This is a genomic window from Scytonema sp. PRP1 (genome assembly GCF_036697665.2).
Taxonomy (GTDB): Bacteria; Cyanobacteriota; Cyanobacteriia; order Cyanobacteriales; family Nostocaceae; genus Kalymmatonema; species Kalymmatonema gypsitolerans.
The window spans coordinates 25276-45142 of the sequence record NZ_JBAHYJ020000016.1 but is presented as its reverse complement, the minus strand read 5'-3'; the positions used below and the strand labels follow the sequence as shown (position 1 = coordinate 45142).

19 protein-coding genes and 1 pseudogene are annotated in these 19867 nt (G+C 43.8%); 6 read left to right on the top strand and 14 right to left on the bottom strand.

Annotated elements, in window-relative coordinates; all coding sequences use genetic code 11:
* Positions 1-316 precede the first annotated feature (316 nt).
* From V5G28_RS02635 to V5G28_RS02610, 6 genes are all read right to left on the bottom strand, one after another.
* Positions 317-1177, bottom strand: a complete 861-nt coding sequence (locus tag V5G28_RS02635) for an SDR family oxidoreductase (RefSeq protein WP_332996658.1) — start codon at positions 1175-1177, stop codon at positions 317-319.
* A gap of 294 nt (positions 1178-1471) precedes the next feature.
* A complete protein-coding gene (locus tag V5G28_RS02630; protein ID WP_332996656.1) occupies positions 1472-2491 on the bottom strand; it encodes a catalase family protein in 1020 nt (339 codons plus the stop codon).
* A gap of 104 nt (positions 2492-2595) precedes the next feature.
* The gene (locus V5G28_RS02625; protein ID WP_332996654.1) at positions 2596-3330 is read right to left on the bottom strand and encodes an SDR family oxidoreductase; all 735 of its coding nucleotides are present in this window, start codon (positions 3328-3330) and stop codon (positions 2596-2598) included.
* Positions 3331-3632: 302 nt separating this feature from the next.
* A complete protein-coding gene (locus V5G28_RS02620) occupies positions 3633-4016 on the bottom strand; it encodes a nuclear transport factor 2 family protein (protein ID WP_332996652.1) in 384 nt (127 codons plus the stop codon).
* An 87-nt stretch (positions 4017-4103) separates the two neighbouring features.
* On the bottom strand, positions 4104-5012 hold the full coding sequence (locus tag V5G28_RS02615; RefSeq protein ID WP_332996650.1) for an NmrA family NAD(P)-binding protein: 909 nt from the start codon (positions 5010-5012) through the stop codon (positions 4104-4106).
* A 162-nt stretch (positions 5013-5174) separates the two neighbouring features.
* Positions 5175-6047, bottom strand: a complete 873-nt coding sequence (locus V5G28_RS02610) for an SDR family oxidoreductase (RefSeq protein WP_332996648.1) — start codon at positions 6045-6047, stop codon at positions 5175-5177.
* A gap of 217 nt (positions 6048-6264) precedes the next feature.
* Between V5G28_RS02610 and V5G28_RS02605 the strand changes: the two genes are divergently transcribed.
* The 3 genes from V5G28_RS02605 to V5G28_RS02595 all read left to right on the top strand — a co-directional run bounded on the left by V5G28_RS02605 (position 6265) and on the right by V5G28_RS02595 (position 7249).
* Positions 6265-6621 carry a TetR/AcrR family transcriptional regulator gene (locus tag V5G28_RS02605; RefSeq protein WP_336229527.1) on the top strand — a complete coding sequence of 119 codons (357 nt, stop codon included), beginning with the start codon at positions 6265-6267 and terminating at the stop codon, positions 6619-6621.
* Positions 6615-6914 (top strand): TetR-like C-terminal domain-containing protein, encoded by a 300-nt coding sequence (locus V5G28_RS02600; protein WP_336229525.1) that lies wholly within the window; start codon positions 6615-6617, stop codon positions 6912-6914. Before V5G28_RS02605 ends, V5G28_RS02600 begins: the two co-directional genes overlap by 7 nt.
* An 89-nt stretch (positions 6915-7003) precedes the next feature.
* Complete coding sequence (locus V5G28_RS02595; protein ID WP_332996644.1) at positions 7004-7249, top strand: hypothetical protein; 246 nt, start codon at positions 7004-7006, stop codon at positions 7247-7249.
* 427 nt (positions 7250-7676) lie between these two features.
* Here the strand turns inward: V5G28_RS02595 and V5G28_RS02590 are convergent.
* The 4 genes and pseudogenes from V5G28_RS02590 to surE all read right to left on the bottom strand — a co-directional run.
* Positions 7677-8150, bottom strand: a pseudogene (locus V5G28_RS02590) (AAA family ATPase); the annotation flags it as partial.
* 99 nt (positions 8151-8249) lie between these two features.
* On the bottom strand, positions 8250-9320 hold the full coding sequence (locus V5G28_RS02585) for a bifunctional riboflavin kinase/FAD synthetase (RefSeq protein ID WP_332996642.1): 1071 nt from the start codon (positions 9318-9320) through the stop codon (positions 8250-8252).
* A 205-nt stretch (positions 9321-9525) separates the two neighbouring features.
* Entirely contained in the window at positions 9526-10446 is a 921-nt protein-coding gene (locus tag V5G28_RS02580) for an MBL fold metallo-hydrolase (RefSeq protein ID WP_332996641.1), read from the bottom strand.
* Between the two features lie 291 nt (positions 10447-10737).
* A complete protein-coding gene (gene surE, locus V5G28_RS02575; protein WP_332996734.1) occupies positions 10738-11535 on the bottom strand; it encodes a 5'/3'-nucleotidase SurE in 798 nt (265 codons plus the stop codon).
* A 274-nt stretch (positions 11536-11809) separates the two neighbouring features.
* Between surE and pheS the strand changes: the two genes are divergently transcribed.
* Positions 11810-12802, top strand: coding sequence for a phenylalanine--tRNA ligase subunit alpha (pheS, locus tag V5G28_RS02570; RefSeq protein ID WP_332996638.1), 993 nt, complete (start codon positions 11810-11812; stop codon positions 12800-12802).
* 109 nt (positions 12803-12911) lie between these two features.
* On the opposite strand, the gene V5G28_RS02565 is transcribed toward pheS, so the two are convergent.
* The 4 genes from V5G28_RS02565 to V5G28_RS02550 form a co-directional block, all read right to left on the bottom strand.
* A complete protein-coding gene (locus tag V5G28_RS02565; RefSeq protein WP_332996636.1) occupies positions 12912-14354 on the bottom strand; it encodes a RecQ family ATP-dependent DNA helicase in 1443 nt (480 codons plus the stop codon).
* Between the two features lie 74 nt (positions 14355-14428).
* Positions 14429-15106 carry a pyridoxamine 5'-phosphate oxidase family protein gene (locus V5G28_RS02560; protein ID WP_332996633.1) on the bottom strand — a complete coding sequence of 226 codons (678 nt, stop codon included), beginning with the start codon at positions 15104-15106 and terminating at the stop codon, positions 14429-14431.
* A gap of 65 nt (positions 15107-15171) precedes the next feature.
* Entirely contained in the window at positions 15172-15591 is a 420-nt protein-coding gene (locus tag V5G28_RS02555) for a GNAT family N-acetyltransferase (RefSeq protein ID WP_332996631.1), read from the bottom strand.
* Between the two features lie 69 nt (positions 15592-15660).
* Positions 15661-16137 (bottom strand): GNAT family N-acetyltransferase, encoded by a 477-nt coding sequence (locus tag V5G28_RS02550; protein ID WP_332996629.1) that lies wholly within the window; start codon positions 16135-16137, stop codon positions 15661-15663.
* 108 nt (positions 16138-16245) lie between these two features.
* Between V5G28_RS02550 and pdxR the strand changes: the two genes are divergently transcribed.
* Together pdxR and V5G28_RS02540 are read left to right on the top strand one after the other, a co-directional pair.
* A complete protein-coding gene (gene pdxR, locus V5G28_RS02545) occupies positions 16246-17718 on the top strand; it encodes a MocR-like pyridoxine biosynthesis transcription factor PdxR (protein WP_332996626.1) in 1473 nt (490 codons plus the stop codon).
* Positions 17719-18070: 352 nt separating this feature from the next.
* Positions 18071-19627: a serine/threonine-protein kinase gene (locus tag V5G28_RS02540; protein ID WP_332996625.1), complete on the top strand. Its 1557-nt coding sequence runs from the start codon at positions 18071-18073 to the stop codon at positions 19625-19627.
* The last annotated feature ends 240 nt before the right edge of the window (positions 19628-19867 follow it).

Below are 19867 nucleotides of genomic sequence, written 5' to 3'. Positions count from 1 at the left end.
AATTTGTAATTACAGCGCTTTCAAAGGCATAAACCAATACCGTTGGTGATAAGACCAAAACCGTTATCAAAACCTCAATGTAGAGACGTTGCATGCAACGTCTCTACACGTGTGTAATCTATGGCGCATTCGTGCCATGCCTTCTCAGTAGCCCAGACGCTACGCGAACGGTACGCTTTGCGCTTACGCTATCATCAATAATCCTTAACTGAACCGTATTGAGGCATAAACTACAAACCAAATGGTAGGGGCACACATTGCTGTGCCCTTACAGCTAACTTGTATTTTAGCCAATTGAAAACTGTGTCAATTAGAATTACGAATGAGATCCGACTGTCTCAAAATCGGTACTTGCTGCTATTTGCTCCCAAGCATCTAACTCAGCAGTTAAGGACTCAATCTTCTTGCGAAACTTACTATAGGCATACTTTCCAAGTACCAAGCGTAGTGGTGGATTATCGGAATTTACAACTTGAATGAGGACTTGTGCAGCTTTGTCTGGATCTCCCGGCTGAGTTCCCTCAATTTTGTCGAGAAACTGGAGGAACTCGCCGACGGTTTGTTCGTATTCATCGATACTGTGTTCCGCTCGATCCAGAGAACGCCCGATAAAATCAGTACGGAAAGGACCAGGTTCGACAATTGTCACTTTAATACCAAGAGGTGCGACTTCACCATGCAATGCTTCTGATACACCTTCGAGAGCGAATTTAGCCCCACCGTAAATAGAAAAGCCAAGTTCGTTGGAAAATCCGGCAATTGCAGACATATTGACAATATGTCCTGATTTCTGTTGTCGCAGAATTGGCAGGACGGCTCGTATCATGTTAATTGCACCAAAAAGGTTAGTGTCAAAATTACGCCAGATCTGCTCATCACTAACTTCCTCCAACGCACCAATCAAACCGTAGCCAGCATTGTTGACAAGGACATCAATGCGTCCAAAAGCTTCTAGAGCGGCATCCACGGCTGCTTTAACTGCTGTTTTATTAGTAATATCCAAGCGGACGGCTTTGACAGTTTCTGGGTATTGGTTGACAAGGTCATTCAATTGTTCTGGCTTACGGGCGGTAGCAATCAGGCGATCCCCATGCTTGAGGACAGCTTCTGCTAAAGCGCGTCCAAACCCACTCGAACTACCTGTAATCAACCAAACTTTTTTGTTGTTACTAGACATTGTAAATCTCTTCCTCTGTATTCTGTGCGTTTTTTGTAGTCCATGAAATTTATTTCTTGCAAAAATCTGGTATTTGCTCATGTTCTGCGGAAGTTCGTAGTGAGGGCTTTAGTCCTCTTCAACTAAATCTTGGACTAAAGCCCTTACTACAAACAAGTTTTATTATGGGTAACTAGCCGAACATGATATTAAGGATATTTGGAACCGCAGATAAACGCAGATAAATTATCTGTGCCCATCTGTGCCCATCTGTGGTTTTATATTCAAAAAAATTGACTTTTGCAAGAGATACATTTAACGAGGCTCATCCTGTACAAAAGCGAAAGGTTGAGGTTCTCTCAAACGCTTTTCGATTTCCTCGCGTCGATATTTAGCAAGTTCTTGGTAGATTTTTTTACGAGCTAAATTTACACTACCAATTGGTTCATGTTCAGATAAAGTATGCCAAGGATTGAAAGACAAGCCCTCATCCAACCGTTTTCGCTCATCAAAATCAAACTTTTGGCTAGGAATCCTAATACTAGCCACCTTAATAAAAGGTGAATCCTCCTCTTTCCACTCCTGCATTGGATTTTCAACTGGAGTCTTTTCTTCATCTACATAAACTTGAATCAAAAAGTCAAAAAAAGCATCCTTTCCTTCATCGGTCAGATATCTGACAATTGCTTCGTGCAGGTAATTCTCAGAGTCAGGTAGTGAGTCAGGAGCCTCTTCTTGTTGTTGAGGTTTGACAGAGAACTTGATAGCTTGAGAGCCTAATTTGTAAGGTGTCGTACTCCAGTACTGGATAAGAAGCGGATTGCTGACTTTCTTATTGCCAGTTTCTTGAAGTATCGCAAACGAAGGCTGCATCACTTGCGTCAACTCTGGGTCAGCTTGTCCACTTGCTACTTTGGCAATATCAACATATCCTTGGACATCTCGAACGAAAAAAACTGGATGATTTATGAGAAGAAAATCCTGAGTTTTTTCTTCATCATCAAGAGCTTTTTCACCTTCAACGTTCATTAATTTGATTGCCAAACCGCGAGCATTAGGTTCTTTATCTGAAACGAACTTGCCCCGCTTTTCCGCTTCTCCAGCATTAGAAAAACGAACCCAGATAGGATAAGCTTGAGGAGCAGCAAAGACCCCAACTTTTAGTGCAGCAGGAATGTTATTCTCAACGATAAATTCTCCCCAAACTAAACCGTGGCTTTTTGGGTGTACCTGGCGTAAGGCTGGTCCCTTTTCTTGCTGACTTTTGAGGCTAGCTGCTAAAACTCTATCAGTAATTGCTTGTTGTTCAGAAGCAGATAATTTTGAAATGGTCATACTTTTCTCCTCTCAATATGTGCAAAAAAAATGTAATATTAATCAGCAAATAATTTCTTGTTTACTTAATAAAAAAGGTGGGCAGTACCCACCTATTCAAGAAATTACCAAGCAACTGGTTTACGAGAATTAAAGAAACCACCTGTTGGACCATCTTCTGGTAATATGGCAAGCCACACAGGAGTGTCAGCACCTTCCTCTACTGTTCTCGGTGCATCTGCACTGCCCATGTCTGTCTGCACCCAACCAGGGCAAGCAGAATTGACCTTGATTGGTGTATCACTTAATTCTTTGGCAAATTGAACTGTAATTTCATTAAGCGCCGCTTTAGACGCTTGATAAGCTAGCCCTTTATACCCAAAATAGTGTGAGTTTGGGTCAAGAGTGTCAGTCAGGGAGCCAAGAGTACTCGACATATTCACGATACGACCAGCATGGCTCTTGCGAATCAGGGGCAGCATTGCTTGTAATACCGCAAAAGCACTGAATAAATTTGTTTCAAATGTCTGTTTTAAAACATTGAGGTCAAGGTCGCTCGGATTCACACCCCCGTCAAGTAGAATACCTGCATTGTTGACCAAAATATCGAGCTTACCGAAACGCTCTTCAATCTTTTTGGCTGCGGTGGCAACAGAAGTAATGTCTGTTACATCAACTTTGATGGATTGCACATCAAGCCCTTCAGCCTGTAATTTCTCGGCGGCTTCAGCGCCTTTAGATTCATCGCGGGCACCTATAAGTACAGTAATTTCTTGTTTTGCTAATTGGCGGCTGATTTCAAAACCAAGTCCTTTGTTTGCACCAGTAACTAGAGCAATCTTTTTGTCATTACCTGACATAGTTTTCTCCTAATTTTTCTGTTCAGATATTTGTGCTGTGTTGAAATATTGACTTAGACAGCGTTTATCTCACTTACCGTTATGCCTTTAGCCCCAGCACTTCAGGGTTACCTGTTGTCCAACGAACAGTTACTTTGACCCCGCTTATTTTCCAGCCTTGTGCAGTTTGGATTAACGTATCAGTGTACCAGCCATGTACATTAACAGTGAACAGTGAACAGTAAACAGTTATCAGTTAAATCCGAGTGGTCGCGCGTCCCCCACCAAGAGCGTGGAAGGCGTTGGTGGCGGGTCTAAATCCCCTACCATACGCCTGATAAGTGATAACTGATAACTGTTTTAAACGCTTCTCCACTACCGCTATCTTTTGGTAAGTAGTGCTGGGCAACGTAGTACGAAACACAGGTTGCGCGATCGCCCTCAATCGTGATTGCGTTGTTGGTACTTAGCGTTTGGGTTCTTAATTTTTCTGTGCTTAAAGTGCCTTGTATGAAAGCCACAAAATCATTTGCTTTCAAGGTGGCGGCTGGTTGACCCGTAGCTTCCGAATAATCAGCTTCTACTTCATCACTTAAGCATGAACGAAACAATTTCCAGTCCTGTAGATCCATTCCCATTGCATAACGGGTTACGATATCGCTAATTTCTGCTCTATCTAGTAATAGTTGGAGTTTAGCTTCGTTCATAAATTGATTTCAAACATGAGGTTTGGGTAGCTCTTTGTTGTGCTTATGGAGTGAAATTCATAACTGTACTCTTGTTATTTTCTCAACTTACGCAGCCTCAAAAAAATCTCGATTATTTCTGACAAATTCGCGGAAGATTATCGGTTGTTCTCCAATAATTTCTGGGATATTGTCGTAAACATCCGCAAAGTCAGGAAGTTGTCCAGCTTGAAGCAGTTCCATCTGACGGACAATGCACTCAAAATAGGCAGGTTCCATTGCTTCACCAAGAGGTAACTTTCGCAAATCCGACGCGGGTAATGGTTCGTAGCTGATGGGTTTGCCGAGTTCTTCCGAGAGGATTTGTGCAGCTTCCGTCATCGTCAGCGCTTCCACACTCAGAAAATATCGTTCTCCTGTGTGTTTTTGCGGGTGACGTAGCGCAGCTGCAGCAACACGAGCAAGGTCATAGCAATCCACCAATCCCACACGTTCATGACCAAAGAACATGCGAAGTTTGCCATCCTGCACTGCACCGAAGAAGTTTTGCATGAATGCGTTGGGGTGCAAGTGAGTCCAAGCAATACCGCTGGCTTCTATGTACGTTTCGATAAGTTGATGCCAGACGTAATGGCGAATGAGTTTCGTTTGGGAGCGACCTGGTTGGTGGAAGGTGCCAACATGAACGATATAGTCAACGCCTGCATTTTTGGCAGCATCAGTCAGGTTTTTGCCCTGGCTGAGCATATCCACGGTGTACCCAGTAATCATAAATAGGCGCTGTACACCTTGCAGTGCGCTTTCATAGGTTGAGAGGTCATCAAGGTCAAGATGTACCGTCGCAATACCCCGTTTTGTGAAAGTTTCAGCCTGTTCGGGTTTGCGAACTGCAACCCGAATCTCAAGATTGTCTGGATCACTGTCTTTTTCTAGCAGGTTGACTAAGTGAGAACCTGTTCTGCCAGTTGCACCGAGAATTAAGGCAACAGGTTTAGATTGAGTTATTGACTGAAACATAAACAAGCTAGTACCGCAAGGCGGAAGTCATGCATTCAAAAGTCAAAAGTCAAAAGTATTATGGAATCGGCTTTTTGGGGATTTTAAATGGTTGCTCTATTTACGCCATAGTGTACTAGTCTATGGAAGCTGAGTAGTAAGCCGGCAAGCACACCCTGGTATTTATCCACCTATTCCACTCACCACAACTCCCTCAAAGGCAGTATCAACAGCAACTTCTCTCCATGCATCTAATTCGGCTTTCACGGATTTAAGCTTGGCATCGATCGCATTTACAGCATCTGCCCCAAGTGCCAATCTCAATGGAGGCTTCTCGCTGTTAACAGATTGAATGATTGCCGAAGCAGCTTTTTTAGGATCTCCTGGTTGCTGACCATCAATATCCTGCACCCACTGGCGGTACTGACCAATCACTGGTTCATAGTCCGCAATTTGGGTGTCAGAGACGACTAGAGAACGTCCGCTAAAATCAGTACGGAACGCACCAGGCTCAACTATTATGACTTTTATACCAAGAGGCGCAACTTCTTGGGCTAATGCTTCGGAAATCCCTTCTAGGGCAAATTTAGTACTGCAATAAATTCCTGAGCCAGGAAAGGACACAAAGCCTCCCACTGAGGAGAAATTGATAATATGCCCACTACGCTGCTGTCGCAGATGGGGTAATACTGCCCGCGTTAAATCAAGTGCGCCGAAAACGTTAGTATCAAATTGTCGGCGAATCTCCTCATCGCTGGCTTCTTCTATTGCCCCTAGCGTCCCGTATCCGGCATTGTTGACCAAAACATCAATGCGTCCAAAGGTGGCGATCGCCTGTTTCACGACTTCCCGCACCTCCGTAGGGTTCGTCACATCCAACCGCGCTGCCAAAGTACGAGCCGGAAATTTTGCTGTTAAATCTTCTACCTGCTGCGGGTTCCGTGCTGTTAGCACCACCGTCTCACCCTGATCTAGCACTGCTTCTGCTAACATCCGACCAAAACCAGTTGAGCTACCAGTAATCAACCATACTCGTGTCTGAGAAGAATTTGTCATAAAAATTCTCTGTGTTTGGGAAGCGTTAGTATTTTACGGAATTGCAGCTAGTGTAATCTTGCATATTCTTGCGAAATCTATTCAATTCTTGTTCGCATCTCATTGCTACAACTTTCATATTCTTAATTTATATGAGCCATACCGTCTCGCTTAAATCAGACAAGCCGTCTCGTATCGCTCAAAATAAAAATATGAAATAAGTCTAGAGCCTGCACCCATGCCACAAAAAGTAGAAAACAAGGAAACTCAAATGCTATCTCCCCCGAAAGCACCTTCGATTCGCAGGCGAAATCAGCGTTCCCATCAAGCAATTCTCAAAGCAACTGCTGAGTTACTGGAGGAGAAAGGCTATCGCGATATTTGTATTGAGGCGATTGCGCCCAGCGCAGTGCCCTTTGGGCAATTCCCTCGTGCAGGAGTAGGAAAACAAACTATTTATCGTTGGTGGCCTTCTAAGGCAGCAGTCGTTATGGAAGCATACTCCGAAAAGCTACGCAGAATATTCCCACACCCGATACAGGTTCGGTTAAACAAGACCTGTATCATATTCTACAACAACTATTTGCAATGCTGACAACAACGACAACCGGTACTGCTGTTACAGGACTGATTGCTGAGGCACAAATAGATGCGTCTTTTGCTGAGGCGTTTCGCGAGCAGTTTATTAAATGTCGTAGAGCAGCAACCCGCACAATTTTGGAGCGGGGAATGGCACGAGGTGAACTACGCCCAGATTTGAATTTGGAATTGGTGATTGATACGATTTATGGTCCGATCTGGTATCGGTTACTGCTAAAGCATGCCCCATTAGACGATGGATTTGCCGAAGAATTGGTGAATTTTGTGATGGTGGGGATGCGGGCATAATAGTTACTTATCTGTGAGGACTGCACACAGATGCTTCTCTTAAGAAGAGTTAAACTACAGTTGTATGAATATGCAGGAACTGAAGCGCGATGGATGCGTATATCCCGGTCAGTTGTGACTTTCATGATGAATTAGAAGCATTGGCGACGTTGCGCCAGAAATGCCGAATTGTTTACTCAAATGCAGCGAATGAGTTAGTGGAAGTGCAAGGTTTGATTGTCGATGTTTACGCTGCAAATAAAGCTGATTTTCTCAAGCTAAAGGATGGGACTGAAATTCGGTTGGATAGAATTGTATCAGTCAACGATAAACAGCTTTCGTCTTACTCCGATTAATCAAAGCACTACCTCCTGAGCGCAAAAACTCAAGTGTCATCTGCACAAGGAAAGAAGTTGTTTTCATCTTCAAGACTTAGCTAGCTCCGACAGAAGCCCCACGTCTGACCCGTAGGGCAGCAATAAGATTCAAGTACCTATAATTGGTGTTCTCAAAACCTACGAACGACTACCACAGGTACTAACGATCGGCTGCCGCAATTAGCCGACAAGCTGATAGATGGTTTATTAGTTTCAGATTTGATGTCGATGCTCTACAGACAGCTGCTGTCGATGTTGTAGGCGTTGACCTTGGTGTTAAAAACCTTGCAACATTGTCTACTGGCGAAGTGGTGTTAGGCGCAAAATCCTATAAGAAATACGAAGTAAACCAATTGGTACAAGTTATCTTTGTCTAGAAAACTCCAGTTGTGGGTAGCTTTGGGTAGGCTTTATGTAACGGAAAAGTGCCTTGGTACTCGATAGGGTTTTGAGTAGCAATCACAAAGAAGGGCGTGGGAACATCACGAGAGACGCCATCTACTGTAACCTGCTGTTCTTCCATAACTTCCAACAAAGCTGACTATGTGCGGGGTGTAGCACGGTTAATTTCGTCTGCTAGCAAAACATTGGTAAATACCGGACCAGGAAGAAAGCTAAATTCACCACTTTTGGGGTTCCAAATGTTGGTACCAGTGATGTCAGTTGGCAGTAAATCGGGGGTGCATTGTAGACGTTGAAACCTTCCATCGATAGAACGAGCCAGAGATTTTGCAAGGAGAGTTTTGCCAACCCCAGGAACATCTTCTAGTAGAGCATGACCGCCAGCTAGCAAGGCGACTAGCATTAAGCGTATTGTCTCGCTTTTCCCGACAATGGTAAGAGCCAGGTTTTGTGTCAAAGCGTCAATTTTTTCTCTCATGCACTCATTAATTAAGGAATAGGGAATGGGGAATAGGAACTAGCTTTTCCCTTAGACATTCCCTATTCCCTTCATTAGTATTCCCTCAGCAGAGATAAACTAACACTCGGCACTAAAAAAAGCTCTGGCGACAGCGCAATCTTGCTGAATTTGTGTTTTCAGGGCTTCTAGAGAAGAAAATTTTTGTTCCGGTCGCAAAAATCTTTCTAGCTGCACCACGAGCTTTTTGCCATACAAATCACCAGACCAATCGAACAAATGGACTTCTACAGATTCAGACATACCATTTACCGTTGGGCGATGACCTATATTCATTACGCCTAAGTAACTATCCTCAAAAGTGTCTAGTGTCTCACCGATGGTAAAAACACGAACAGCGTAAACACCTTGGCAAGGCAAAAACTTGTCTTTTGGTATTTCTAAGTTGGCTGTGGGAAAGCCAATCGTTCTGCCCAGTTGTTGACCTTTGACAACAGTACCGATGAGAGTGTAGGCACGTCCTAACAGTTGGTTTGCTTGTTGAATGTCCCCACTTTGTAAGAGTTGCCGGATCAATGAAGTGCTGATGCGAGTTTCCTGGCTGGAAGCAACGCTGGGACGACTGCTATCTGTAGACTCATGAGATCCACAAGTTTCTAGAGGAACAATGGTAACGGGAATGCCGTACTTGGCGGCGAGCAATTGCAAATCAGCAGCAGTACCAGTGCGGTTGGAACCAAAGCAAAAGTCTTGCCCGACGCTAATTCGTGCAGCTTGCAGTTGTTGGACCAGAATTTTTTCTACAAACTGTTCAGGAGTTAAAGCAGATAATTCTTTGCCAAAGGGTAGTAGTACCAGTTGTTCTACTAAGAGCGATCGCAAGGCATGGATTTTTTCATCCAGCGGAGTTAACCAAGTACGGCGTTGCCCAGTAAAAAATTCTTGTGGATGCGGATCAAAGGTGACAACCGTCGAGTAGACGTGTGAGGACGGGGTGGAGAGTGACGCAAACGCCGAAGAATTCCCCACGTCTTCTTGTGTCCTCATAGCGGGTAATATCGGTTGAATCACCCTCTGATGACCAAGATGTACGCCGTCAAATTTGCCGAGAGCAACAAAAGTTGGAGTTAGAGCCAATTCGGTCGAAGAAGTAACCCACACAGAACACCCATTTTGAGACAAATTTACCACGTCGATTCTGGGATTTAAGATTTTGTAGCTTCAAGCGAACCCTAGGGAAAGCCGTTCGGGGTTCACTGCAATCAGCTAGCACAGGTGTAAGTACTTAGTAACGAGTCATGAGTAGGATAACAAGTCACTCCACTCAGAACTCATTGCTCAGAACTTCCTGTGCGCTGACTGCTGAAAGCTCCTAATCACCAATCTAATCCAAAATCTAAAGTTGCTCCGACTGCAAGCTATAAGCAGAAAACTTACTAACAGAAAAAGATTCTGATAAAGGAAATGGTACAGGAACTTGGAGCACCATTCCTTCACGTGCCATAATAGCACCAGGAAATTTTTGTGCTGCTTCTTGTCCGACACGATCCAAAAACTCATCATCATGTGATGGGTCGTGGTGAAAAATCACCAGAGTTTTGACATTAGCGGCTTTGGCTACCTTCACAGCTTCTTGCCATGTCGAATGTCCCCAGCCAATTTTAGGCTTGGTTGGACAATTATACTCATCGTCAGTGTAGGTGGAATCGTAAATCAGGATGTCGGCGTTACGAGCTAACCATAAAACGTTTTCATCTAGCCTGTCAGGATAATGTTCAGTATCAGTAATGTAAGCAGCAGCGCCACCACGCCAGTTAACTCTGTAGCCTATAGCTTCACCTGGATGGTTCAGTGGAGCTGTTTCTACAGTAATGTCATGAATGTGAATGGGTCGCCCTGGTATAACATTGTGGAAATCTAATTTTGCCTGCATGATCTGCAAGGGAACGGGAAAATTTGGGTGCAGCATCTGGTCATTGAGACGCTGTTCAATGGTGGAACCATCGGGAGCGATCGCACCGTGAATATGAAAGATGTTTCCCTTGATAAACCCTGGGGAAAAGAACGGGAACCCTTGCATATGATCCCAGTGGGAGTGGGTAAAGAAAATGTCAGCCTCTATCGGCATACTAGGCAACAAAGATTGCCCTAAAACATGCAGTCCTGTGCCTCCATCAAAAATTAAGCGTTTGCCGCCCACTTGCATCTCAACGCAAGGGGTATTCCCGCCATAACGGACGGTGTGTGATCCCGGACAGGGGATACTGCCGCGAACGCCCCAAAAATGCACGGTAAATTGATTTTCTATCCTAGACATGAGTGTTGCTTGCTGGACTCACCGGGCAATCAATACAAAAAATGGTGACTTATTTTGTTAAGTTTATGTTGTCTCACGGCTTTTGATGGTGGAGGAATTTCTTGGTAAAACAGCATACCTTGTTTAAGGTTGCTTTTTTGTTCATATATGAAAAATTTGCAGACGGCAGTCTCAGATTTTCCGAAAGTTTGCGTATGGCTGTTCTTCAATGATGCTCCTACTTTATAACCTATATTTTCCTGTCGTGCATTTATGAACCCTTGATATAATCACCTCCAGAACCAAAAGACTTTACAGAAATTTAAAGTTCCATTGAGATAATTTGTTGAATGCATTCGCATAAGTAAGATTGTATTGCAAGGGGGTTATACTGATGTAGTTTTTACGGATAACATGTACGTCTATAGGTATATTTTGGGGAATATTAAAATCTACGGTCGGTTCCACATCTTCTAAAACTTCTCCGGTTAACCAGTAGTATGTTTTACCACGAGGGTCTACTCGCTTATCAAACACATCTACGTAACGCCGCACTCCTTGACGCGTAAAAGCCACTCCTGCAATTTCTTCCCATTTAACAGCAGGGATATTTACGTTAAGTAACATCAAATCTGGTAGAGGGTTTTGTGCCAGTTGTCCTACCAGGATTTTGGCAAAGTTAGCAGCAGGCTGAAAGTCTTTACTAGTATGACTGGTAAGACTGAACGCTATACTGGGAAAACCTTCAATCAAACCTTCCATTGCTGCAGAGACAGTACCAGAGTAGAGAATTTCCGTTCCTAAATTAGCACCATGATTAATTCCAGACAGAACTAAATCTGGTGGAGAATCTAACAAAGCCCACAGCGCCAACTTCACACAGTCTGAAGGAGTCCCATCACAAGCCCAAGCTTTGACAGCAGGATGAAAAATCGAGTCCACTATTTCGGCACGAATTGGTTGGTGCATCGTTAAGCCATGCCCAGTTGCCGATCGCTCCCGATCCGGACAAACGACACTGATATCATGACCTGCTTCAGCCAAAGTGTTTGCTAGAGTACGAATACCTAGGGCAGAAATACCATCATCGTTGCTAATCAGTATTTTCATAGACATTGCTCAGTAGTCATGAGTCATTAGTTATTAGTCATTAGTTAGTACTTAAGTGTCAAGACCAGCAGGCACCCCCTACGCTCAAATTCACTATTTAGAGTCATACCTTGTACGTTGTGGAGTTCTCTAAAGCGGCTAAACTGGTAAAAAGAAGTTTGGGCTATACTACTGTCGCGTGACAAATCAATGGCATATTACGAAATGTTATTTGTCCAGTAGCCCAAAGCCTTGGACTAATGACTAATAACTAATGACTAATAACTAATGACTAATGACTAACAGTTTAGAGGCTCAACTTTTAGAACTGCGAGAGGAAGGAGAAAAAGCGATCGCCGCCGCTGATACGCTAGAACGTCTGGAAGAACTGAGAGTCAGCTACCTAGGGAAAAAGGGTCAACTAGGGGCGCTGTTGCGGAGTATGGGGCAACTCTGTGCCGAAGAACGACCGACAATAGGAGCGATCGCCAATACAGTCAAAGAAGCCCTGCAAAACAGCCTAGATCAGCAACGCGCAGTCTTGGAAAGCGTGAAAATTCAGGCACAGCTAGAAGCTGAAGCTTTGGATGTCACAATGCCAGGAACTTACCGTCCTCAAGGTCGCGTTCATCCCCTCAATGGCATCATCGACAAAGCTTTGGATATCTTTGTCGGTTTGGGCTACACCGTAGCTCAAGGACCAGAGATGGAAACAGATTACTATAACTTTGAGGCTCTCAACACCCCTCCCGACCACCCCGCCCGTGATATGCAAGATACCTTCTACCTACCAGACGGCAATCTCTTGCGGACTCACACCTCATCGGTACAAATTCGTTATATGGAAACAGAGGAACCGCCAATCCGCGTTATTGCACCAGGGCGAGTCTACCGGAGAGATAACGTAGATGCAACACACTCAGCGGTTTTCCATCAGATAGAACTTTTAGCAATTGACGAAGGACTGACGTTTACTGACCTCAAAGGCACCATTAAAATATTTTTGGAGGCAATGTTTGGCGAGTTGCCTATTCGCTTCCGTGCCAGTTATTTCCCGTTTACAGAACCCTCTGCTGAAGTTGATTTACAGTGGAAGGGTCGCTGGCTAGAAGTGATGGGTTGCGGAATGGTCGATCCAAATGTCCTCAAAGCCGTGGGTTACGACCCAGAAGTTTATAGTGGATTCGCCGCTGGTTTTGGTGTGGAACGCTTCGCAATGGTTCTGCATCAAATTGATGATATTCGCCGTCTTTATGCTAGCGACCTACGCTTTTTACGGCAGTTTTAAATGGAGATTGGCGACTGGGGACTGGGGATTGGGCAGACTGGGCAATACTCTTCCCAATCCCCATTGCCCCTCATCCCCAGAGGGAACCCCGAGCTCCCCAATCCCTTAATTATGAGCAATTATCACAGTGACCACAACGCCAGTTTTTCATCTCTTCCTCAAAACCAAAAGCACTTAACAAAAAACGCCAGCGACAATTCTTGGTCATAAGATATTGATTCATTTGCTTCGCTGCGTGCAATTGTGTGACTGATTCAGTTTTCGCCCCCGAAACGATAGTGTAATGGAAAGGGTCAAGCCACTGGAGTTGTCCGCTGCTGTGTAGCAGAGAAAGAGCGATCGCCCCATCAGGAAATTCTCTCGCCACAGCATTCACTTCCCCTGTTTTTGGCAATTTTTTCAGCACTTGCTGCGCCGATAATTGTTGCTTGTGCAAATTCTCCTGAAAAAACTTTTGTCTTTGCTTATCCTCGGGATCTAACCACCCTGTCGGTTCACTAATCAACATCAGCGCCTCGGCTGGTTTCCCATCACGTCCAGCGCGTCCAATTTCCTGCACGTACTCTGAAATCAACAACGGTGGGTGAAAATGAACCACCCAACGCACATCACTTTTATTTATTCCCATACCAAAAGCACAGGTACAGATAACAAACAGCATTTTTCCACTCAGCCATTGTGCTTCTACGGCGCGGCGTTCCTCTGCGCCCAATCCTGCATGATAAGCTGCTGTGGCGTAACCCATTTCTTGCAGCCATGCAGCCAACTCCTCGCTATCTCGCCTTGTACGAACGTAAACTAACCCAGTTTGTTGTCGTTTATCTAAAAGAAATTTTAATAATTGTTGCTTTCTGCCTCTTGGCGTCCAAATTATGCGAATAAAAAGGTTAATATTAGATCGGTAAGGATAAATGCAAAAAACTGCAGGTTGCTGCAGCCCAAGAACTTCTCGAATTTTACTTTGGGCTAGAGGATCCGCGGTGGCGGTAAAAGCGGCTAGCGCTATATTTGTTCCCAACTGTTTTGCTTTAAGCAGCGCTGGTCGTACCGTCCCCAACCTTCGATAAGCTGGTCTAAAAGTGTCTCCCCACTGTACCAAACAATGCGCTTCATCTAGTATCAAGCCATTAATCACAACTTGCGGCTGACACAACTTTTCCCACACTGGCTTGCTCAGTAAAGTTTCTGGAGACAAGTAAAGTAATCTCAACTGTTGTCGTCCCAAAGCTTGCAAAGTTTTACGTCGCGTGTCAGACGGCAATTCACTATGCAAAAGGGCAGCTGGTAAATTGCGTTCCCGAAGTTCCTGCACTTGGTTTTCCATAAGCGCCACCAAAGGTGAAACAACGAGCGTTAATCCAGTTTGTAGCAGTGCTGGAAGTTGAAAGCAAATTGACTTTCCCCCACCTGTGGGCATGATAATAAGCGCATCTTTTTTTGCCAACAAACTCTGGATAATTTCTCCTTGGGGTGGACGGAAATCTTCATAACCCCAGATTTTTTGAAATGCAGCGCGGACTTGATTCCAAGATGGTGTTGCAGAGGGATTCATGAGCCATAGTATACTGGGACGATACTGAATATATCCTCTGCGATCGCATTACTGGCTCAGTAATTTCATGCATGTTATCGTCTATAATTCCTTACAGAGTATGGTAAACCTATCTCCGTATGTAAACGCGGATCGGCGATCGCATCACCAGCAACCACTTGCAAAGGCAAAACACCTGCCCATACAGGTAAACTATAGTCTTCCTCATCATCCAGAGGTGGACCTGTCCGCACTTTGGCAGACGCTTCTGTAATAGGTAGAGAAAGCACTAAAGTTCCTTGTAATTCCTGACGATTGGGTGGGCGTACCTCTGTCCATCTTTCTGGTACGATATGCTCAGTAAAAGCTCGTAGCGCTTCTAGCTTTTGCTCAGTGTCTTGCACGAGGTTAGCTGTACCAAATATCACGACAGAACGGTAATTCATGGAGTGGTGAAACGCTGACCGTGCCAGTACTAACCCATCTAGCAAAGTGACTGTCACGCAAACTTCAATACCAGTAAGTAGAGAACGCAACATCCGACTTGCTGGCGAACCATGAATGTATATTTTGTCTTCCACACGACCGTAAGCAGTTGGAATCACAAACGGCTGATTATCTACAACAAATCCTACATAACAGATTAATCCTTCATCTAAAATCTCATAGATCAGCTGACGCTCGTAATGACCCCGTTGAGAAACTCGCTTAATTTGACTGCGTTGTGTAGGAGTCAACTGTTCTTGGTGAATTGCGTTGTCTAAAGGACTCATAGTTTTGTACTCCAATTGTGATTCTCTTGTGGGATGGGCATCTTGCCCGTCCACATACATCAAGACTAGAAAGAACTGATATCAATTAAGTCCAACTGCATACCATTCCCATTGGAAAAACCAAGGCTTTCATAAACTGGTTTTCCCATGACAGAGGCGTCAAGACGTACTCGCGTACAACCAATTCCTTTCAAATAGTTAACCGTCGCGCTAGTTAATTGCTTGGCAATTCCTTGCCTGCGGTAACATGGTTCAACGTAAACGCCCCAAATGTAACCAGTTTTGCGAGATTGCTGCTTGAGAATATTTGGGTAAAGACTTTTGATTGTATAGATCTGACAACTTGCAGAACCTACAATTGCACCATCAACCTCTGCCACAAACGCTTTGTAAAATAATTGACGAGCCTCTTCTATAAACTGAAGAATAATATCAAGCCAATCAGGATTGATATTATGATCAGGAACACCAAGGTCTTTCGACATCTGCTAAAAGTGCTTTGCAATAATTCGGTCTTCCTGTTGAGTAGCTTCTCTAATAGCAATTTTCATTTTTCATAAATCCAACTGCATAGCATTGCTATTGGAAAAACCAAGACTTTCATAGACTGGTTTGCCTAAGGGAGAGGCGTTGAGAACCGCTCGCGTACAACCCAGTGCTTTCAAATAGTTAACCGTGGCGCTAGTCAGTTGCTTGGCAATTCCTTGTTTGCGGTAAGATGGTTTAACATAAACGCACCAAATATATCCATATTTGCGGTATTCTGGGATAAAAACATTCGGGTATAAACCTGAGTAGAGTTGACAACTTGCAGAACCAACGACTCCACCGTCAACCTCTGCCACAAACGCTTTGTAAAATAAATCTTGACGAGCCTGTTCTATAAACTGGAGAGTTATCTCAAACCAATTTGGGTTAATAGCCTCATCAGGAACGCCAATATCTTGCCACATTTGGTAAAAATGCTCTGCAATCAGTGAGTCTTCCTGTTGAGTCGCTTCTCTGATAGTGATTTGTTGCTCTATCAGCATTTTTAAGGAGTTTTAATTCAACCAATATCAGCGTAATTCTTCAAAGTGGTCTTTTACAAGAGCCACTTTTATGATTTCATATAAGTCCACTTTCCTAGCTGTGAAGTTATGGATTTTGTCATTACGCTGGATAGCAATTCTCCTTTTCCACTTCATCAACAGCTTTACGAAGAACTGCGCTACTGCATTCTTAGCGGAAGGTTATTACCAGGAAAACGTATTCCTTCCACACGCCAGCTTGCCAAGTCTCTGGGGATTTCGCGCACGACTGTGACTCAAACCTACGACCAACTTTTAAGTGAGGGCTACATAGAAACTGTCGTCGGTTCTGGTACTTTTGTTTGCACTCAACTTCCTGATGATTTACTAAATTCAACGCCAATTCAATCGACTGGGAAAATGGTTCGTCCACCAGTCAAGCTTTCTAAGTATGGCGAAAATTTAATTAAGACGGAAGATGTCCCCAGAATTACTGAAGCGGAAATGCCAATTAACTTCCGCTACGGACGACCAGCCTTTGACCAATTTCCGATTAAGTTGTGGCGCAAGTTACTTTCTCGTTACTGTTGCTCTGATTTAGAATGGCTGGACTACTCAACAGATATTCTAGGGTACAAACCTTTGCGAGAAGCTATTTCTCGTTACCTCTCTCGTTCCCGCGCTGTCAACTGCGAACCAGAGCAAGTGATAATTGTCAATGGCACGCAGCAAGCACTTGATTTAATCATGCGCTTATTCATTGAACCAAATTATGTTATTGCTGTGGAAGACCCAGGCTATTTAAGCGCACGGCTAATCTTTCAGACTCACGGTGCAAAACTCTTGCCCATTGCTGTGGATGAGTCTGGCTTGGCGGTTAAAGACTTAGCTAACTATTGGGGTGAACAAATCCGCCTTGTTTACGTGACACCTTCTCATCAGTTCCCCACAGGTGCAATACTTTCGCTACCCCGACGATTGGAATTACTCACTTGGGCAAGGCAAACGGGGGCTTTAATCATTGAAGATGATTACGATAGCGAATATCGCTATGGTGACAGACCTATTCCAGCTTTGCAAGGCTTGGATCACAGTGATTCTGTACTCTATATCGGTACGTTCTCAAAAGTGCTGTTTCCTTCGCTACGAATTGGCTATTTGGTCTTGCCAAAAAGTTTGGTTTCTGCTTTTGCTCGTGCTAAATGGTTGAGCGATCGCCACCTCCCATTACTAGAACAACAGGTTCTTACAGATTTTATCGAACAAGGGCATTTAGAACGGCATATCAGAAAAATGCGATCGCTCTACGATAAGCGTCGTCAAGCTCTTGTTAAAGCATTAAACGTTCATTTTGGCGAGAAAGCAACGATTTTAGGAGAAAAAGCGGGAATTCATGTGATGGTGCGATTACACACGCCTTTCACAGATGAAGAGATTATTGAGCGTGCTGCTTTGCTAGGTGTTGGGATGTTCTCTGCTGCACCTCATTATCTCAAACCACATTCTCAAGGTGAGTTTATCTTTGGTTACGGTGAACTGACAGAGCAGCAGCTTGTGGAGAGTATTTGTAGGATAGCTCAAATCCTATTGGTCAGCCCATAAATCAAAACCATTTTTTTAGATGCCTCAAGTTATCTCATCGGTCAAATTTGGGAAAACTAAATAACAGCAAAAGTACGGGATAGTACAAAATTTCTCACTGAGTGTGCTAACCCCGTTTATCTAAATGCACTTGTAAACCAAAACACTGACAACTTGTAGGCTGGGTATCTCCCAGGATTGTTAAATCAGTGAACAAGTGACCAGTGACGCCTGCAGGCTGGTGGAGGATTTAAACCCGCCACTAACGCTTTCGGTCCAATTGGTGTGGTGTTTCCCCCAACGATAAAACTGATAACTGGTACTGCGGCTACTTGATAACTGGTAACTGTTAAACATTGGAGTCGAATTTTCTATGTTAGACCCCAACATTGGTCGTTTACTCAGCAAACGCTATGAACTCCAGGAGATGATTGGTGCTGGAGCAATGGGTAAAGTTTATCGTGCTAAGGATGTTTTGTTGGGAGGCGTACCCGTTGCGGTTAAATTTCTTGCTGTATCAATGGAAAATCAAGAATTGCGAGTGCAGGAGCGCTTTGAGCGAGAAGCGAAAACCTGTGCCTTACTGGGGCAAAAAAGTATCCACATTGTCCGAGTCATGGACTATGGCGTAGACGAGAATAATATTCCCTTCTACGTTATGGAATACCTACAAGGAGCAAGCCTGAGCAATGTCATCCGCAAGCAACAACTGTCTTTACCAAGATTTTTGAGCATGGTACGTCAAATTTGCTTGGGGTTACAGTGCGCTCATCATGGCATCCCAGTTGATGGCAAAATCTACCCAATTATCCATCGCGATATTAAGCCGAGCAATATGCTCGTCATTCAAGACGATAGTTTTGGCGAATTAGTTAAAGTTTTAGATTTTGGGATCGCTAAGTTACTACAGTCAGATACCGATCATACTAACTACTATTTAGGTACTCTCGCTTATTCTTCTCCCGAACAAATGGATGGCAAGGAATTAGATAACCGTTCTGATATTTATAGTTTGGGAGTGATGATGTTTGAAATGCTTACAGGTAAAATTCCCTTCATCGCATCAAGCCACTCTTTTGGAGTTTGGTATAAACTACACCACTATCAACAACCGCGTTCTTTAGCTGAGGTTGCTCCCGCTCTACAAGTACCAAAAGAAGTAGAAAATTTAGTTATGAGTTGTTTAGCCAAGCCACCAAGCTCAAGGCCCCAAAGTATAGACGAAATTCTTAAGGTTCTGGCATCCTTGGAACAGCGTTATGGCACAAGCAAAACTTTGCCACCCATTAATGAACCATCCACTACCCTTCCTCCAGCAAAGAGAGATGTTGAACACAAGACTACAAAAACGACGCTAACATCTGCAGTAATTGATGAAATCGCGAAGCAAGCTTCTTGGCCGGCGAATAAACCCATTGCCGATATCGTCTTTCCCAGTCGCCTCTCTTCTAATGGAGAGGTTTCACCAGCTTTGTGGGTGATGCTACCACTTTTAGAAATTCAAAAACGTTTAGTTTGTACGCGCTACAATCAATTTCTTTTCATTACTGCTCCTCACCCGATGCTGCTCTGGATTACCTTGATTTACAACCGTAGGTATGGTGCCAAATGGTTGCCATACTACCTCGACTTGAAAACAACTTTCGGGCAAGAAATTACTCGCTTATTGGGACAAACAGGTTTCTACCGTATACTGTTCTTTACTCGAGAGGCTCCAAATCGTTGTGTTCATGTATTATTTTCAAGTATCGCCTCAGCACAGCACCAGCGGCTGCAACAGTGGGAAAGCATAAGTAACAAGCTAGTATCGTCCGCTGAACCACAACTTAGTAAAACTTTACTTAAAACCGAATACGAAAAGATTAAGCCTCAAATTTTGGCAAAGATACAAGCACTTGATACAGACTCCCCATTAGACCTTTCCGGTTAGAGGCAAGATTTCCACTTTAACCAGTGAAACAACACGCAAACAGTGACTCCATAAACTTTTTACGTCTTTTTCAAAGGGAGGATTATTCCAGCTGCGCTGCAAAGCGTGCAGCATGACTCATCATTCATATTAATTATTGTTAAACATTATGTATGTGCTTGCCACAAAAGTTATAAGAAATGTAAATATAAATAATATGAGCAGCAAAATTCAGATAGACTAATTGCTGTGATTACCTTT

Coding starts and splice junctions, on each gene's coding strand:
- V5G28_RS02635 (WP_332996658.1), bottom strand. CDS start 1,177: ATGTCTAGTAACAACAAAAAAGTTTGGTTGATTACAGGTAGTTCGAGT.
- V5G28_RS02630 (WP_332996656.1), bottom strand. CDS start 2,491: ATGACCATTTCAAAATTATCTGCTTCTGAACAACAAGCAATTACTGAT.
- V5G28_RS02625 (WP_332996654.1), bottom strand. CDS start 3,330: ATGTCAGGTAATGACAAAAAGATTGCTCTAGTTACTGGTGCAAACAAA.
- V5G28_RS02620 (WP_332996652.1), bottom strand. CDS start 4,016: ATGAACGAAGCTAAACTCCAACTATTACTAGATAGAGCAGAAATTAGC.
- V5G28_RS02615 (WP_332996650.1), bottom strand. CDS start 5,012: ATGTTTCAGTCAATAACTCAATCTAAACCTGTTGCCTTAATTCTCGGT.
- V5G28_RS02610 (WP_332996648.1), bottom strand. CDS start 6,047: ATGACAAATTCTTCTCAGACACGAGTATGGTTGATTACTGGTAGCTCA.
- V5G28_RS02605 (WP_336229527.1), top strand. CDS start 6,265: ATGCCACAAAAAGTAGAAAACAAGGAAACTCAAATGCTATCTCCCCCG.
- V5G28_RS02600 (WP_336229525.1), top strand. CDS start 6,615: ATGCTGACAACAACGACAACCGGTACTGCTGTTACAGGACTGATTGCT.
- V5G28_RS02595 (WP_332996644.1), top strand. CDS start 7,004: ATGGATGCGTATATCCCGGTCAGTTGTGACTTTCATGATGAATTAGAA.
- V5G28_RS02580 (WP_332996641.1), bottom strand. CDS start 10,446: ATGTCTAGGATAGAAAATCAATTTACCGTGCATTTTTGGGGCGTTCGC.
- surE (WP_332996734.1), bottom strand. CDS start 11,535: ATGAAAATACTGATTAGCAACGATGATGGTATTTCTGCCCTAGGTATT.
- pheS (WP_332996638.1), top strand. CDS start 11,810: ATGACTAACAGTTTAGAGGCTCAACTTTTAGAACTGCGAGAGGAAGGA.
- V5G28_RS02565 (WP_332996636.1), bottom strand. CDS start 14,354: ATGAATCCCTCTGCAACACCATCTTGGAATCAAGTCCGCGCTGCATTT.
- V5G28_RS02560 (WP_332996633.1), bottom strand. CDS start 15,106: ATGAGTCCTTTAGACAACGCAATTCACCAAGAACAGTTGACTCCTACA.
- V5G28_RS02555 (WP_332996631.1), bottom strand. CDS start 15,591: ATGTCGAAAGACCTTGGTGTTCCTGATCATAATATCAATCCTGATTGG.
- V5G28_RS02550 (WP_332996629.1), bottom strand. CDS start 16,137: ATGCTGATAGAGCAACAAATCACTATCAGAGAAGCGACTCAACAGGAA.
- pdxR (WP_332996626.1), top strand. CDS start 16,246: ATGGATTTTGTCATTACGCTGGATAGCAATTCTCCTTTTCCACTTCAT.
- V5G28_RS02540 (WP_332996625.1), top strand. CDS start 18,071: ATGTTAGACCCCAACATTGGTCGTTTACTCAGCAAACGCTATGAACTC.